This window comes from Luoshenia tenuis (assembly GCF_014384745.1).
Taxonomy (GTDB): Bacteria; Bacillota; Clostridia; order Christensenellales.
The window spans coordinates 206,385-219,852 of the sequence record NZ_JACRSO010000001.1; the positions used below are offsets into that span (position 1 = coordinate 206,385).

General features: G+C 54.1%; 14 protein-coding genes and 1 tRNA gene. 10 read left to right on the forward strand and 5 right to left on the reverse strand.

The features are described 5' to 3' along the window. Positions 1 to 137: 137 nt before the first annotated feature. Complete coding sequence (locus H8699_RS01000; RefSeq protein WP_138295445.1) at positions 138 to 335, reverse strand: hypothetical protein; 198 nt, start codon at positions 333 to 335, stop codon at positions 138 to 140. Between the two features lie 173 nt (positions 336 to 508). On the opposite strand from H8699_RS01000, the gene H8699_RS01005 reads away from it, so the two are divergent. Together H8699_RS01005 and H8699_RS01010 are read left to right on the forward strand one after the other, a co-directional pair. After that, on the forward strand, positions 509 to 1,099 hold the full coding sequence (locus tag H8699_RS01005; protein WP_249284079.1) for a LexA family protein: 591 nt from the start codon (positions 509 to 511) through the stop codon (positions 1,097 to 1,099). Positions 1,100 to 1,188: 89 nt separating this feature from the next. Beyond that, positions 1,189 to 2,616: an SPFH domain-containing protein gene (locus H8699_RS01010; protein WP_249284080.1), complete on the forward strand. Its 1,428-nt coding sequence runs from the start codon at positions 1,189 to 1,191 to the stop codon at positions 2,614 to 2,616. Positions 2,617 to 2,694: 78 nt separating this feature from the next. Here H8699_RS01010 and H8699_RS01015 read toward each other — a convergent pair whose 3' ends face one another. After that, on the reverse strand, positions 2,695 to 3,231 hold the full coding sequence (locus H8699_RS01015) for a DJ-1/PfpI family protein (RefSeq protein WP_249284081.1): 537 nt from the start codon (positions 3,229 to 3,231) through the stop codon (positions 2,695 to 2,697). Positions 3,232 to 3,393: 162 nt separating this feature from the next. Here H8699_RS01015 and pdxS point away from each other — a divergent pair, with 162 nt between their 5' ends. The 3 genes from pdxS (at position 3,394) to H8699_RS01030 (ending at position 5,943) form a co-directional block, all read left to right on the forward strand. Next, a complete protein-coding gene (gene pdxS, locus H8699_RS01020) occupies positions 3,394 to 4,272 on the forward strand; it encodes a pyridoxal 5'-phosphate synthase lyase subunit PdxS (protein ID WP_249284082.1) in 879 nt (292 codons plus the stop codon). Positions 4,273 to 4,274: 2 nt separating this feature from the next. Continuing rightward, entirely contained in the window at positions 4,275 to 4,862 is a 588-nt protein-coding gene (gene pdxT / locus H8699_RS01025) for a pyridoxal 5'-phosphate synthase glutaminase subunit PdxT (protein ID WP_249284083.1), read from the forward strand. Between the two features lie 328 nt (positions 4,863 to 5,190). Then, the gene (locus H8699_RS01030) at positions 5,191 to 5,943 is read left to right on the forward strand and encodes an EFR1 family ferrodoxin (RefSeq protein ID WP_249284084.1); all 753 of its coding nucleotides are present in this window, start codon (positions 5,191 to 5,193) and stop codon (positions 5,941 to 5,943) included. Between the two features lie 146 nt (positions 5,944 to 6,089). Here H8699_RS01030 and H8699_RS01035 read toward each other — a convergent pair whose 3' ends face one another. Together H8699_RS01035 and H8699_RS01040 are read right to left on the reverse strand one after the other, a co-directional pair. Further along, positions 6,090 to 6,401 (reverse strand): YbjQ family protein, encoded by a 312-nt coding sequence (locus H8699_RS01035; protein WP_249284085.1) that lies wholly within the window; start codon positions 6,399 to 6,401, stop codon positions 6,090 to 6,092. Further along, positions 6,382 to 6,600, reverse strand: a complete 219-nt coding sequence (locus H8699_RS01040; RefSeq protein ID WP_147518424.1) for a hypothetical protein — start codon at positions 6,598 to 6,600, stop codon at positions 6,382 to 6,384. Before H8699_RS01040 ends, H8699_RS01035 begins: the two co-directional genes overlap by 20 nt. A gap of 199 nt (positions 6,601 to 6,799) precedes the next feature. On the opposite strand from H8699_RS01040, the gene H8699_RS01045 reads away from it, so the two are divergent. The 4 genes from H8699_RS01045 to H8699_RS01060 all read left to right on the forward strand — a co-directional run bounded on the left by H8699_RS01045 (position 6,800) and on the right by H8699_RS01060 (position 10,464). Continuing rightward, positions 6,800 to 6,884 (forward strand) — tRNA-Leu (locus tag H8699_RS01045). Positions 6,885 to 7,049: 165 nt separating this feature from the next. Further along, on the forward strand, positions 7,050 to 8,360 hold the full coding sequence (locus H8699_RS01050; protein WP_249284086.1) for an MFS transporter: 1,311 nt from the start codon (positions 7,050 to 7,052) through the stop codon (positions 8,358 to 8,360). A 481-nt stretch (positions 8,361 to 8,841) separates the two neighbouring features. After that, positions 8,842 to 9,405 (forward strand): 6-pyruvoyl trahydropterin synthase family protein, encoded by a 564-nt coding sequence (locus tag H8699_RS01055; protein ID WP_249284087.1) that lies wholly within the window; start codon positions 8,842 to 8,844, stop codon positions 9,403 to 9,405. A gap of 189 nt (positions 9,406 to 9,594) precedes the next feature. Further along, the gene (locus H8699_RS01060; RefSeq protein WP_249284088.1) at positions 9,595 to 10,464 is read left to right on the forward strand and encodes a glycosyltransferase; all 870 of its coding nucleotides are present in this window, start codon (positions 9,595 to 9,597) and stop codon (positions 10,462 to 10,464) included. 72 nt (positions 10,465 to 10,536) lie between these two features. Here H8699_RS01060 and H8699_RS01065 read toward each other — a convergent pair whose 3' ends face one another. Then, positions 10,537 to 12,621, reverse strand: coding sequence for a PTS sugar transporter subunit IIC/EAL domain-containing protein (locus H8699_RS01065; protein WP_249284089.1), 2,085 nt, complete (start codon positions 12,619 to 12,621; stop codon positions 10,537 to 10,539). A 209-nt stretch (positions 12,622 to 12,830) separates the two neighbouring features. On the opposite strand from H8699_RS01065, the gene H8699_RS01070 reads away from it, so the two are divergent. Next, on the forward strand, positions 12,831 to 13,466 hold the full coding sequence (locus tag H8699_RS01070; protein WP_249284090.1) for a zinc ribbon domain-containing protein: 636 nt from the start codon (positions 12,831 to 12,833) through the stop codon (positions 13,464 to 13,466). Positions 13,467 to 13,468 lie beyond the last annotated feature (2 nt).

The following is a 13,468-nucleotide window of genomic DNA, read 5'->3' on the forward strand; positions in this document are numbered from 1 at the left end:
TCAATATTGTACGTTTTTAGTATAACATACTCCCCGCCCCAAGCGCGCAAAAAATGGACATGGAGCGCTCCCTAAAGGGAACGCCCCATGTCCGCCATCCAATTCTAAGAAGGGTCTATGTTATTTACGCAAAAAGTCTACTTAGCCGCGGCCTTGCGCCGGATCGTCCCCCGTTGTACGCCCCGCACCACCCGGGCGATATCTTTGACCATCGGGCGCACAAAGCACTTATACAACCCCAGCGCCACGGCCAGCATCATAAAGTACAGCCCCAGCACAGCCACCAGGTACTGCGTCTGCGCATTGGCCAACAACATCTCCGCAAACTCCAGCATCGTTCATTCCTCCCTCGCAGGTTCTGCTTATATGTCAGTATCTCTGACATCAATATAGCACCTCGCCCATTATTTGTCAATAATATTGACATTAATTTCTTTATCCCCCTTGCATGTCAGTACATCTGACATTATAATAGAGGTAACTTAAGCAAATAAGGGCGGTAAAACAGATGCAGCATTTAAAAGAATTGCGCAAGGCCCACAAAATCAATCAGCAGGCGCTGGCCAGCCATATGGGGGTGGCCCGCTCTACCATATCCATGTGGGAGTCCGGCGCCAGCCAGCCGGATAACGCCGCGCTGCAGCGGCTGGCAGCCTATTTCCACGTTTCCATCGATTATCTTTTGGGCTTTTCGGAAGAAGGGCGGGGCGTCAAGGTACCGGTGCTGGGCAACGTAGCGGCCGGCATACCCATCGAGGTGGTGGAAAATATTATCGATTATGAAGAGATCTCTACCGATCTGGCGGCAACGGGCGAATTTTTCGCGTTGCAGATCCACGGCACCAGCATGGAGCCACGCATTATGGACGGGGATGTGGTGATCGTGCGCAAGCAGCCGGAGGTGGAAAACGGGCAGATCGCCATCGTCCTGGTCAATGGTTATGATGCGACCTGCAAGCGCCTGATGCGTGAAAAAGACGGCATCCGTCTGGTCTCCTTTAACCCCAATTTCCCACCCATGCACTATTCCAGCGAGGAGGTGGCCAACCTCCCTATCCGCGTACTGGGCCGGGTGGTAGAGCTGCGGGGCAAATTTTAGTTGCATACATCTATATTCAAAGGGGATAAAATGCACTATAATGGTAAAAAAGAGCGAATACGCAAGCTTAATGGGGAGGCGCGTGCATTATGGGCTTGATTAAAGCTATCGGTGGCGCTATCGGCGGCGTAATGGCCGACCAGTGGCGGGAATATTTTTACTGCGAAGCCTTACCGGCAGACGTGTTGGTGACCAAGGGCGTCAAACGCACCAACGCCCGCAGCTCCAATACCCGTGCCAGCGAAAATATCATTACCAACGGTTCGGTGGTGGCCGTAAACGAAGGGCAGTTTATGATGATCGTCGACCAGGGCAAGGTGGTAGAGTTCTGCGCCGAGCCGGGCGAGTTTCTGTACGACGCCAGTACCGAGCCCAGCATGCTGTACGGCGGCTTTGGCAAGGGGCTGATGGATTCTTTTAAACTGGTAGGCAAGCGCTTTACCTTTGGCGCGGATACCGGCAAAGATCAGCGGGTCTACTATGTCAATACCAAGGAGATCATCGGCAATAAGTACGGCACGGCTACGCCGGTGCCCTTCCGGGTGGTGGATCAGAACATCGGGCTGGATATCGATATCGCCATCCGCTGCTATGGGGAATACTCCTATAAAATCGTCGATCCGCTGCTTTTCTACGCCAACGTTTCCGGCAATGTGGAGCGCGCCTATAACCGCGGCCAGATCGATAGCCAGTTAAAGACCGAGTTGATGACGGCGCTTCAGCCGGCATTTGCCAAAATATCCGCTTTGGGCGTGCGCTACAGCGCCCTGCCCGGCCATACCTCCGAGATCGCCGAGGCCCTTAACGAAGAGCTCTCGGATAAGTGGCGTGATCTGCGCGGTATCGCCGTTGCATCTTTTGGCGTCAGTTCCGTTTCCGCCTCGGAAGAGGACGAGAACATGATCAAAGAGCTCCAGCGCACCGCCGTTATGCGCAACCCCACCATGGCGGCGGCTACCATGGTGGGCGCCCAGGCAGACGCCATGCGCGCCGCCGCGGCCAACCCCAACGCGGGCCCCGTCATGGCCTTTGCCGGGATGAATATGGCTGCCAATGCCGGCGGGATGAACGCTGCAAACCTTTTCCAGATGGGACAGGAGCAGGCTACAGCCGCCCAGCAGCCCGCCTCCGGGCAGCCTGAGGCCGAAGGCAGCCGGTGGGATTGCAGTTGCGGCGCTACCGGCAACGCCGGTAAGTTCTGCCCTTCCTGCGGCGCGAAAAAGCCGGAGCCCAAACCGGAAGGCTGGAATTGCGCCTGCGGCTCCACCGGCAATACCGGTAAATTCTGCGCGCAATGCGGCGCGAAACGGCCGGATGAGGATGGTTGGACTTGCACCTGCGGCACCGTCAACAAGGGCAAGTTCTGCATGGAGTGCGGCAAAAAGAAACCCGCCGGCGTACCGGTCTACCGCTGCGACAAGTGCGGCTGGGAGCCGGAGGATAAAACGCATCCGCCCAAGTTCTGCCCCGAGTGTGGTGACCGGTTTGACGATGAGGATCAGGTAGACCCCAGTTAATGAAGCGAACAAAAGAGGATGGCTACAGCCATCCTCTTTTTGTTTTATCGATTCCCTCATGCGCCTGCAAGCGCCTCTTTATGCAGGCCAGTTTTGGTTCAACAGTGCAAACATCTCCGGCAGCCGTCCAAAATAAACACTGCTTAAGATCCCTCCATCCAGCACCGCGGGCTCCTGCGTGGGTACGCCGCCGGCGTTTTCAATGTCCACCGCGATGTCCGGCGGGCAGGCAATGGTGCGCCCCTGCACCAGCCCCGCCGAGATCAAAATCCAGGGCGCGTGGCAGATCGAGCAGATCAGCGTTCCCCGCGCATGGCAGGCGCGCACCAGCTCGATCAGCGGCTGGCACATCCTCAGCCGCAGCGGCCCGTAGATCCCGCCGGGCAAAAACAGCAGATCGATCTCCTCCGCCTGCAGTTCATCGATCTTGCAATCTACCGGGATGGGCAGCCCGTCTTTTCCGTTTACACCCTCCCCCAGTACCTGGCCGGGCTCCAGCCCCGCCACGACGACCTGGGCCCCCTCCTCTAAAAAGCGATAGTACGGGAACCAAAATTCGTGGTCGTGCGTACCCGTATCCACGATGATGGCCACCCGCTTGCCCTGATAGCGCATATCCTATTCCTCCCCCAATCATGATGGCTATATTATAACACGGATCACCCGGCCTGCCACCTCCAAAACTGGCCCCACTAATTATACTTTTTCTGACCATTTTAATAAGGCCAGTCTTAAAGCTATAATGCAAGAAACTTTTACAATCAGGAGGCAGCACGAATGGATGAACGTTTGACACTCAACAAAAACCTGGCGCAGATGCTTAAAGGCGGCGTCATTATGGATGTGACCAATGTAGCGCAAGCTAAGATCGCCCAGGAGGCGGGCGCGGTGGCCGTAATGGCGCTGGAACGGGTGCCTGCGGATATCCGCAAGCAGGGCGGCGTAGCGCGGATGAGCGACCCGAAGATGATCCGCGAGATCCAGGAAGCGGTGACCATTCCCGTAATGGCTAAAGTACGCATCGGCCATATCGTAGAGGCGCAGATTCTGGAGGCGCTCGCGGTAGACTACATCGACGAGAGCGAGGTGCTTACCCCCGCGGACGATGCCTACCATCTGGATAAGCGCGCTTTTAAGGTTCCCTTTGTCTGCGGCGCCCGCAACCTTGGCGAGGCCCTGCGCCGCATTGGAGAGGGCGCCAGCATGATCCGCACCAAAGGCGAGGCCGGAACCGGCAATGTGGTCGAGGCCGTGCGCCATATGCGCACGATGATGGCCGAGATCCGCGCCCTGACCCATATGCCAAGCGAAGAGCTGATGACCTATGCCAAAGAACACGGCGCCCCTTACGAGCTGGTCTGCCAGGTCGCCCGGGAGGGCAAGCTCCCCGTGGTCAACTTTGCCGCCGGCGGTATCGCCACCCCAGCCGACGCGGCGCTGATGATGCAGCTGGGCAGCGAGGGAGTGTTTGTTGGCTCGGGCATCTTCAAGTCCGCCGATCCGGAAAAGCGAGCCCGCGCCATCGTCAAGGCCACCGCTTTTTATAACGATCCTAGCGTACTGGCGCAGGTAAGCCAGGGCATTGGCGAGGCTATGAAGGGCAAAGACCTGGGCGAGATCCCGCCCGAGGAGCGCCTAGCCGAGCGGGGTTGGTAGCCATGGCTCCGGTAAAGAAGATCGGCGTTCTGGCGCTACAGGGTTCTGTGGCCGAACACCTGGCCATGCTGGAGGCCCTGCCCCAGATCAGTGCCCTTCCCGTCAAAACGCCGGAGGATCTGCGCCAGATCGACGGGCTGATCCTGCCGGGCGGCGAGAGCACCACTATCGGCAAACTGCTGCGCATCTTTGGCCTGCAGGTCCCGCTTCAGGCGCGCATTGCCTCTGGCTTGCCGGTTTGGGGCACCTGCGCCGGCGCCATCCTGCTGGCCAGCGAGGTGTGCGGCGAAACAGCGCACCTTGGTTGTATGGATATCGCTATCCGCCGCAACGCCTTTGGCACCCAGCTGGATAGTTTCCGCTGTGCCACCCCGGTGGCCGGCATCCCGGGCGGGCCATTGCCCATGGTTTTTATCCGGGCCCCTTGGATCGAAAAAACCTGGGGGCGGGCTTATCCGCTTGCTGAAGTGAAGGGCCACATCGTCGCCGCGCGGCAGGATAATCTGCTGGCCACCTCCTTTCACCCGGAGCTGACGGACGATCTGCGGATGCACCGCTATTTTGCGGATATGGTTCTGTCTCAGTCCTAATAAACCTTAAGTTGTGTATAGCAGCGGCTTAGCCCCTGGGTTAAGCCGCCTCTTTTATTCGATCAGCTTCTCTGTCCCATCCGGGTTGCGTTTATCAAAGCATATTACCTTAAGCCCTAAGTTACGGCAAAATCGCCAGGCAACGTAACAAGCCAGCGCATAATCCGCATTGCCCTTAGCCGAGGTTGCGTCTGCTCCGGCATCTGGGTATAATGGATGAAAAGTGGCATGAATAGCGTTTTAGAATGTGATCTAATGCAAATGATAATCAATATGGAACATCGTGCCCGGGCGCTGTGCGCCGCGCATAAGCTAAAGGAGAAGCGCCATGATTTTATATTTTTCAGGGACAGGCAACAGCGCATATGTCGCAAAGCGAATCGGCAAGGCGATCGGCGATGAAGTCATTGATCTTTTTGATAAGATCAAGCATCATGATTTTTCACAAATGCGCTCATCACGTCCGTGGGTGGTCGTCGCGCCCACTTACGCCTGGCGGATCCCCCGTATTTTACAGAACTATTTGGAGCGTACCAGCCTGACGGGGAATAGAAACATTTATTTTGTCATGACCTGCGGCGAAAGCATTGGGAATGCGGAAAAATACCTAAAGAAACTCTGCGCCGCAAAGGAGATGCGCTATTGCGGCTGTGCCGGGATCACCATGCCTGAAAATTATATTGCTTTATTTACGACGCCGGCCAAGGACGAGGCCCTCCAGACCATCGATCAAGCCGAAAGCGCGATCGATCGCGCGTCTCTTTTAATAAAAAGCGGCGACTGCTTTGCGCCCTCTCACAGTTCTTTAAGTGATAGACTAAACAGTGGTATTGTAAATGATCTGTTTTATCCTTTTGTCGTGCATGCCAAAAAGTTTTATGTTACGGACCGCTGTATATCCTGCGGCAAATGTACCCACGTCTGTCCTCTCGGCAACGTCCACCTGGCAGAGGGCAAACCCGTCTGGGGCACGCACTGTACGCACTGCATGGCGTGCATCTGCCGCTGCCCCGCGGAAGCCATCGAATATGGTAAGCACAGCCAGGGGCTACCGCGCTATGTATGCCCCAAACAGAGCTAAAAACAGATAGATGGGAGAGGACACGGGGCCCGTATCCTCTCCCTTTTTTCAGCGAATCCAGCGCCCGTGCGTATAGGCCGGGCCTATCCTCGTTTTTAAGCGCATCGCACGCATGTAAGCCCTATATATCTATTTACCGCGTCCTCTTATCTGAATTTTACCGCCGTACCGTAGGCGATAACCTCGGCCGCGCCCTGCATGATGGCCGAAGAGGCATATCGGATGTTGACTACCGCATCGGCCCCTATCCCCTCGGCTTCCTCCACCATCCGCTTGGTCGCCAGGGCGCGCGCATCGTTCATCATCTCGTTATAGGCCTTCAGCTCTCCGCCTACCAAGGTTTTAAATCCCTGGGTAATATCCCGGCCGATATTTTTGGATTGAATGGTGGAGCCCTTCACCAGGCCCAGCATCTCCAGCTCTTTGCCGGTGATGTAATCAGTATTGACTAAGATCATCCTCTTCCCCACTCCTTACTTCTTTAATTCGTTCAACAAGCACAAAAAGTGAAACGCCTATGAGCGCCATCGGTACGATCAGTCCGGTCCACTTTGCCCATAGCGGCATCGGCAGCACAAAGCACAACCCCGCGAAGATCAAAAAATAAACGATCAAAAATGCCGTGATGACGATGGGCGCCACTAACCTTTTATCCAAATGCCTTCGCCCGCCTTCCGCCTTTTTTATCATTATAAGAGCCCCGCCACCACTTTACAATGCACCCTAGGTAAATATTCATTTTCACGCCCTGCCTTACATGGTTTGAGTGTTGACAGGCACTTGCTTTGTTGTTATAATTATAAACGCTTCTTACCTGAATTTATCCTACTGGTAGGATAGAGGCGGGAATGGTCTTGCGGTCATGCTGGAACAGGCAGACAGGCGCGTTTGAGGGGCGCGTGTCGAGAGACGTGTGGGTTCAAGTCCCACTGACCGCACCAAGGCAGACAGCCCATAAACACAGCGAAACCGGTGTTTATGGGCTTATTTTTTAATAGTATCTAGCGATCCGAAACGCCATACATAGCAAAGCGACGCGCCGCTGGCGCAAAAAACAAGTGGGCCGCGTAGAAAAAATAAAAGTCGAAGGGGAGGCGCCGCGAGAGATGATGCAGAAAATAAGGGCACTGGGTAAACACCCGCTTTTGGAATTGCTCAGGCGAAACAAAGGTAACCCACGCACACTGGTCTTAATTGAACCGCTGTGGGGGATCCCTTATAACCTGATCGCCCCCTTCTCCACGCTATACATGTATACTCTGGGCGTAACGGACGTGCAGATCGGTTTGATCTTATCGATCGCCATGTTCGTCCAGGTGTTTTTTTCCTTTTGCGGCGGTATCCTCACCGATAAGCTGGGGCGCAAGTTCACCACCATGATGGGCGACTTTTTCGGCTGGGGTGTGGCCTGTTTGATCTGGGCCGTTTCCAACAACTTTTGGATGTTTTTGATCGCCGTTCTCTTCAACAGCTTTGAACAGATCAACCAAACCGCATGGTATTGCCTGCTGATTGAGGACGCCGACGCTAAAGACCTTGTTGGCATCTATACCTGGTGCAATATCGGCGGTTTGATCGCCGTATTCTTCGCACCGATCTCGGGCTTGTTTATCAATGCGTTTTCGGTCGTCCCCGTCGTCCGGGTCTTATATCTGGTATTTTCGATCAATATGATGATCAAAATTTTGATCACCTACAGGCATTGTAAAGAAACCCGGCAGGGGCAGGCCCGGATGGCGGAAACAAAGAACCAATCATTTGCCAAGATCCTGTTTGAATACAAACACTTGGTGCCCCGGGTACTGAAAAACAGGGAGATCATGAAGGTGATCGCCGTCTTTGTCATCTTATATATCACCAACATGGTCAGCGTAAACTTCTTTAGTCTATATGCAACGCAAAAACTGGGGCTGCCGGATAGTTACCTGGCGTTGTTCCCCATTTTAAACGCAACGGTCATGTTGATCTTTTTAATCGGGATTCAACACCGTATGGATTCGATGAAATTTAAAGCGCCTATATGGGCCGGGCTGGTACTTCACGCAATTGCTTCCGTTTTGCTGATATTGGCGCCGGCAGAGAATGTATTCTTCGTCATGATTTATATCCTGGTGGGCGCGGTAGCAAGCGCCCTGATAACCCCTCGAAAGGACGCGCTGCTGCAGCTGAATATCAATCCAAAAGAACGGGCCCGGATCAATGCCCTGATCATGGCCTTTACCATTGCCTTTTCTTCTCCCTTCGGCTATTTCGCAGGCTGGCTTTCAAGTATTGACCGCCGTTTGCCCTTTGCCTTTGCTTTTGCCCTGTTTATTACGGCGATCGTCGTTATCAGCCGTATCCAAGAGCCCGAGCTGCGCCATGATGACGATAAAGAAGAAGGTATTGTATCTGCCAGCGATGGCGATCTATCCTGATTTTCTTCAAACCTTTTACCAGCATCTTCCGACAACCGGTAATCCATAATGGGTTGCCGGTTATTTTTTACATCCTTTGCCCAAACACGCCCGGCTTTCGGCTTTTCTTTGCGTAAAAAGGCCGGGTCCACCCCAAAGCCGTTTGGTTTATTTATTTCTTGTACCAAGAAAGTATTGACAACTGTAACTTTATTTGATATGTTTTAAACAGATATTAAATATCATTAAATATTTTATATCAAATTTATTCTTTATAACTATGGTAAAAGCAACAGTCCTTTGGTTGAGATAGACGCTTCATTATCTTTCGGCCATAAAAACATTGACGACCGAACCCCTCTATAGTATAGAAGACAAAGATATTCCGCTTTTCCCTCTCAATGAACATCCCGCGAAGGCTACATCCTCCCAACGATTTTAGTTTTGTGCACATACGGGGGCAGGATACCCTCCCGTAAATTAATAAAAAAGGAGAACGATGATGAGAAGTATTACGAATCTGGAACTGCAGTACGCGCACCGGTTTTACGGGTTTAAAGGAGAGGCCCAGTATTTGCATGGCCACACAGGGTCTTTAACCATCGAGGTGGAAGATTCCGTCGAACCCGGCGTCAATATGGTTTTCCCCTGTAACGAGATTCAAAAGACGGCCTGGGAAGTGCTGAAAAACTTTGACCACGCATTAATCCTGCGCGAAGATGACCCGCTGCTGCCCGCAATACTTGATGTGTACGAAAAGCAGGGCATAAAAGACGGCGCGCCGACCAATAAGATGAAGGGCCCCGCCTTTAAGACCGAGCTTGCCACCGCCTACCCGGATTGCCGTCTGGTCGTAACCAAGGAAACTATGACCGTTGAGGGTATGATCAAGATCGTGTACGATCTACTCAAGGATAAACTGAACATCGCCAAGATCACTTTCACCAGCGGCGTCAATGCGGCTTGCGCCGAATTTGAAACCCATAACGATATCGCCCGCTGTCCGCTGTGCGGTATTGCGCTGAACCAAAACGGCGTATGCCCGAAGTGCGGATATAAAAAGTAAGTTTCATAGCCTTATCCCCTCCTAAAGGATAGAACCGGCAGGGCGGCAATGGCAAAGGCTGCGCAGATCGCGCGGCGCCATGGCCCGCCCTGCCGGTCTTTGGTGTTCGGCCGGCCGTTCACGCATGCGCAACTGCCTCACGCCCCCGCCCCCTTCTACATACACTAAAGCAAAAAGGTTGCGATGAAGATGAACGAACCCTTGTTTTCCGTCATTCTCCCCGTGCACGATACGCGGGATTACCTGGATGAATGTCTAAACAGCGCGCTGACCCAATCATTAGATGATTTTGAGCTGATCTGCATCGATAATGGCTCTACCGATGGATCGGGGGAGCTGCTGGATCGATACGCCCAGCAAGACGCCAGGATGCAGGTTTTTCACCAAATGGATCGCGGGCTTTCCAACGCGCGCAACGTAGGACTCGCGGCAGCCCGCGGGCGCTATATCGCCTTTTTAGACAGCGATGATGTTTTAAAGCCGCAGGCCCTGCAGCGTATGTATGCAGCCATGTCCTCCGGAATGCTGGATCTGCTGTGCTTTGAGTTCGATATACTGCCCGAAAAAGATGGCTGGACCATGGGTGATGGCTCCCCCCAGGCGTGGCGCAGGCAGCGCGAACATCCAGGACTTATGGACGGCGGAGACATGTTTGTGGATATGTACCGGGTGGGAGATTACCGCTGCATGGTCTGGGCCTTGTGTTTGAGCCGCAAATTTTTGCTGCAAACCGGGCTGCACTTTGAAGAGGGCATCATTAACGAAGACGAGATCTTTACCCTCAACGCGCTGCTCAAAGCCCGGCGTACACGCCATTTATACGAGAGCTTGTATGTTTACCGCCTCCGGAAGGGCTCTCTGATGCAGACCGCTTCCCGTTCGCCACTCGGGCTGCGCTCCCGCCTACGGGTTTTGGAGGAACAGATCGCCTTGTGTTCCGACCCCGGCCTGCCCGCTACCGTGCGGGAATGCGTTGCCAGCCAGGCACAGGCGCTGGTACGGGATACGCAAAGACGATTTGCCGTCCAGTTTTCCAGTGATGGAACATCGGGTAAATAAAAAGCGAAAGCCCGCCCCAATAGCAGCTACCGGGGCGGGCTTATGTTATGGCGTACGGGGCCCATGGCCGCGTCAGCTCATTATTCTTTGTCCTGGTTCAAGCGCCAGCAGTTTCTCAAGCGGAACCGCCGGTCCATACAGATAACCCTGAAAAAGGGTAATCCCCAGCTTCAGCAGCTCATCCTGAATCGCTTCATTCTCAACAAACTCTGCAATGACCTGAAACCCCAGGCTGTGCCCCAGGGTAACGATGGAACCGATGATCTCCCGGGAGCGCTGGTTTTCCACCACTTGGCGCACCAGGCCGCCATCCAGCTTCACAAAATGGAAGTGGTTGCTGCGCAAATAGCTTAGCGACGTCTGCCCCATGCTAAAATCGTCGATCGCCAGCTGAATGCCGCTAACGCCCAGCAGCTCGATATTGGAGGCGATATTGGGTAGATTCACAAGCGATGTCTCCTCCGTTACCTCCAGCACCAAACTGCCGCTTACACCTGCATGCTCCGCCAGCTGGATGATCCGCCTTGCCATCGCCCGGTCATCTAACTGTTGGGCGACGATATTGGCTGAAACATGGATGTTGGGGCCAAAGCGTTCTCGCAGGGGCGCAATATCCCGGCACACAGTGTCCAATATGCACCACGTCAGTTTTTGAAAGCAGCCGTCCTCCTGCGCCAATGCGACGACCAGCGGCGGAAAAACCGGCTTTCCATTATACTGCCAGCGCAAAAGCGCCTCCGCGCCGATCACGTGCCCCTGCGCATTGACCTGGGGCTGATAGCACATCGGTATCCTGTTGGCATCCACATCCGCGCGCAGCTGAGAGGCCAGGCCTTTGGCGATGATCCCCAGGCTGTCATAGCGCTCTAAATAATTCATGTGTTCGCCGTTTTCCATCCGTTTGCGAAAATCCCGGGTCAACTCGCCGATCAAATAGTCCTCCCGCCCTTCCTGGATGCGCTCGGACAGGCGCACAAACGGGATATATAACAGCGTGCCCAGCGCTACGATCACCAACTGCACCACCACCCCGCTAAAGGAGCCGGTGGCCAGGTAGCCGCTGAAAAACACCGGGGTGGTCCAGTTTACCGCCTGGGCCGCCACCGGCATCAAGCCCAGCATCACGGCCCCATAGGCCACCAGCATGGAAAGCAGCGGCGTTAGGATAAAGGGTATGAACAGTATGGGATTTAAGACGATAGGCAGGCCGAAGACCAGAATCTCATTTATATTGAACAGCGCCAGCGGCGTAGCCGAATAGGCTAACTGGCGGTTACCCTTTTGACGTGAGGCGATCAGCATCGCCAGCAGCAGGCAGAGCGTAGCGCCGCTGCCGCCGATCACGGCAAAGTTATCCAAAAAGGACTTGGTGATCACCGTGGTCGATGCGCCCGCACCGGCAAATACCGTTTGCGCCACCGGGTCCAGCGCATTGCCCCCATGGATGCCCAGGGCCCAAAGCAGATCCAATAAAAAGAGAAACACTAAACCGTTTGCCGGCTCATAGCGCAGCCCGCCAAAGGCCCGGAAAAGCAGCCCGCTGATCAAATCGTTGAGGTTTCCCTCATGGAAGCATATCTGCAGCAGCAGGTTGCCTAGGGCAAACACCGTAACGCAAACGGCCACCGGCAATATTGCCGCCATAGAGCTGCGGAAATGGATATCGTTTCCAGCCGCATAGGAGCGGTAACGGCGGTAAACCAAGCGGTTAAGCGCAAAAAACAGACGTGTAGCGAGGATAGCGCAAAGCATTGCCGTAAATACGCCGATGGTGCCAAAGCTTTCCAGCGACAGCGTGCCGCTCTCCCCACCCAGGGATACGATGAAACAGGCGCAGGCGGAAACCATGGCCACGATACGCACGACAAAGTTTTCCCCAGCAAAGGGCGCCGTATAAAAATAGCTGATGGCCAGCGTTAAATAGAGGGATAAAAAACCGGTAGTGGAATCAATGATGAACTGTAAAAGAACCGGCACAAGGCCGCCGCAAAAGCTTTCTAAAAAGCCTTGATAGGCCGGTATTGGCAGATTGAGCAACAACAAGGCAAAAGACCCGGTCAGCACGATGGGAATGATCAATAAGAATCCTTTTTTGATCGCGCTTAGCACCTGGCAATTCTCTATCGCATAGAGAATTTTAAGTATCCGTTTCGTCACTTCCCCAACCTCCCCACCCATTGTGTTCTATTGTAACATAAATGCGGCACTTTATCTAATCTTTAGATCGGTCTTTCGTTTTTAAGAAGAGTTAGGGTGTAATCGTATACCGCTCGCTCCGCTTTCTAGACTGATTACGGGTTGTATTCCCTTTCCCCAGTGGGTTATAATGAGAATATACAAATAATCCATAATCAGGAGGCCTAAGGATGTTTTGTTATAAATGTGGAACACAGATCCCCGACGGAGGGAAGTTTTGCCCAGCTTGCGGCACGGCCGCACAGGGTAGCACCGCCGCTTCCCAGCCTGCACCACAACCGGCGGAGCCCTTTCCTCAGCCTAGCCCTATCACTCAGGCGACGTCTAATGGAGCCATGCCTTTTGAGGATTACCGCTCGCTGCTTGAAGGGCGCTTGGGCATCGGCCAGTTCGTGCCTGAGCTAAACGCCTGGATGTATTATTCGGAGGAGTTCAAAATCAAATGGGGCGCTTCCAAAATGAAAAAATATGTTTTTCTCTCCTCTTTTGAAAAGCTAGACGCCCAAACGCTGCGCGCCTATTCCGACGCCTGCATCAAGCATGCCCTCAAGATATATCAGGGCCTGCCGCGCGGCTTCCAGACCGGCGTTAGCAGCTTTGCCATTGCCGCCAGCAACGCAGTGGGACAGGACGCAGTCGATCTGGCGCTGCAGATTCCGCCCAAGCACTACGCGGCCTTTGAGCTGCCTGTGATCGCCGATCTGCAAAACCGCAGAATCTGCCATATGCAGCGCACACCCATGTGGGGCGCACTGTTGTGGAAAGATATCCGCAATTTTGCCACGGCCTGCGCAAAATTTGAGTAACC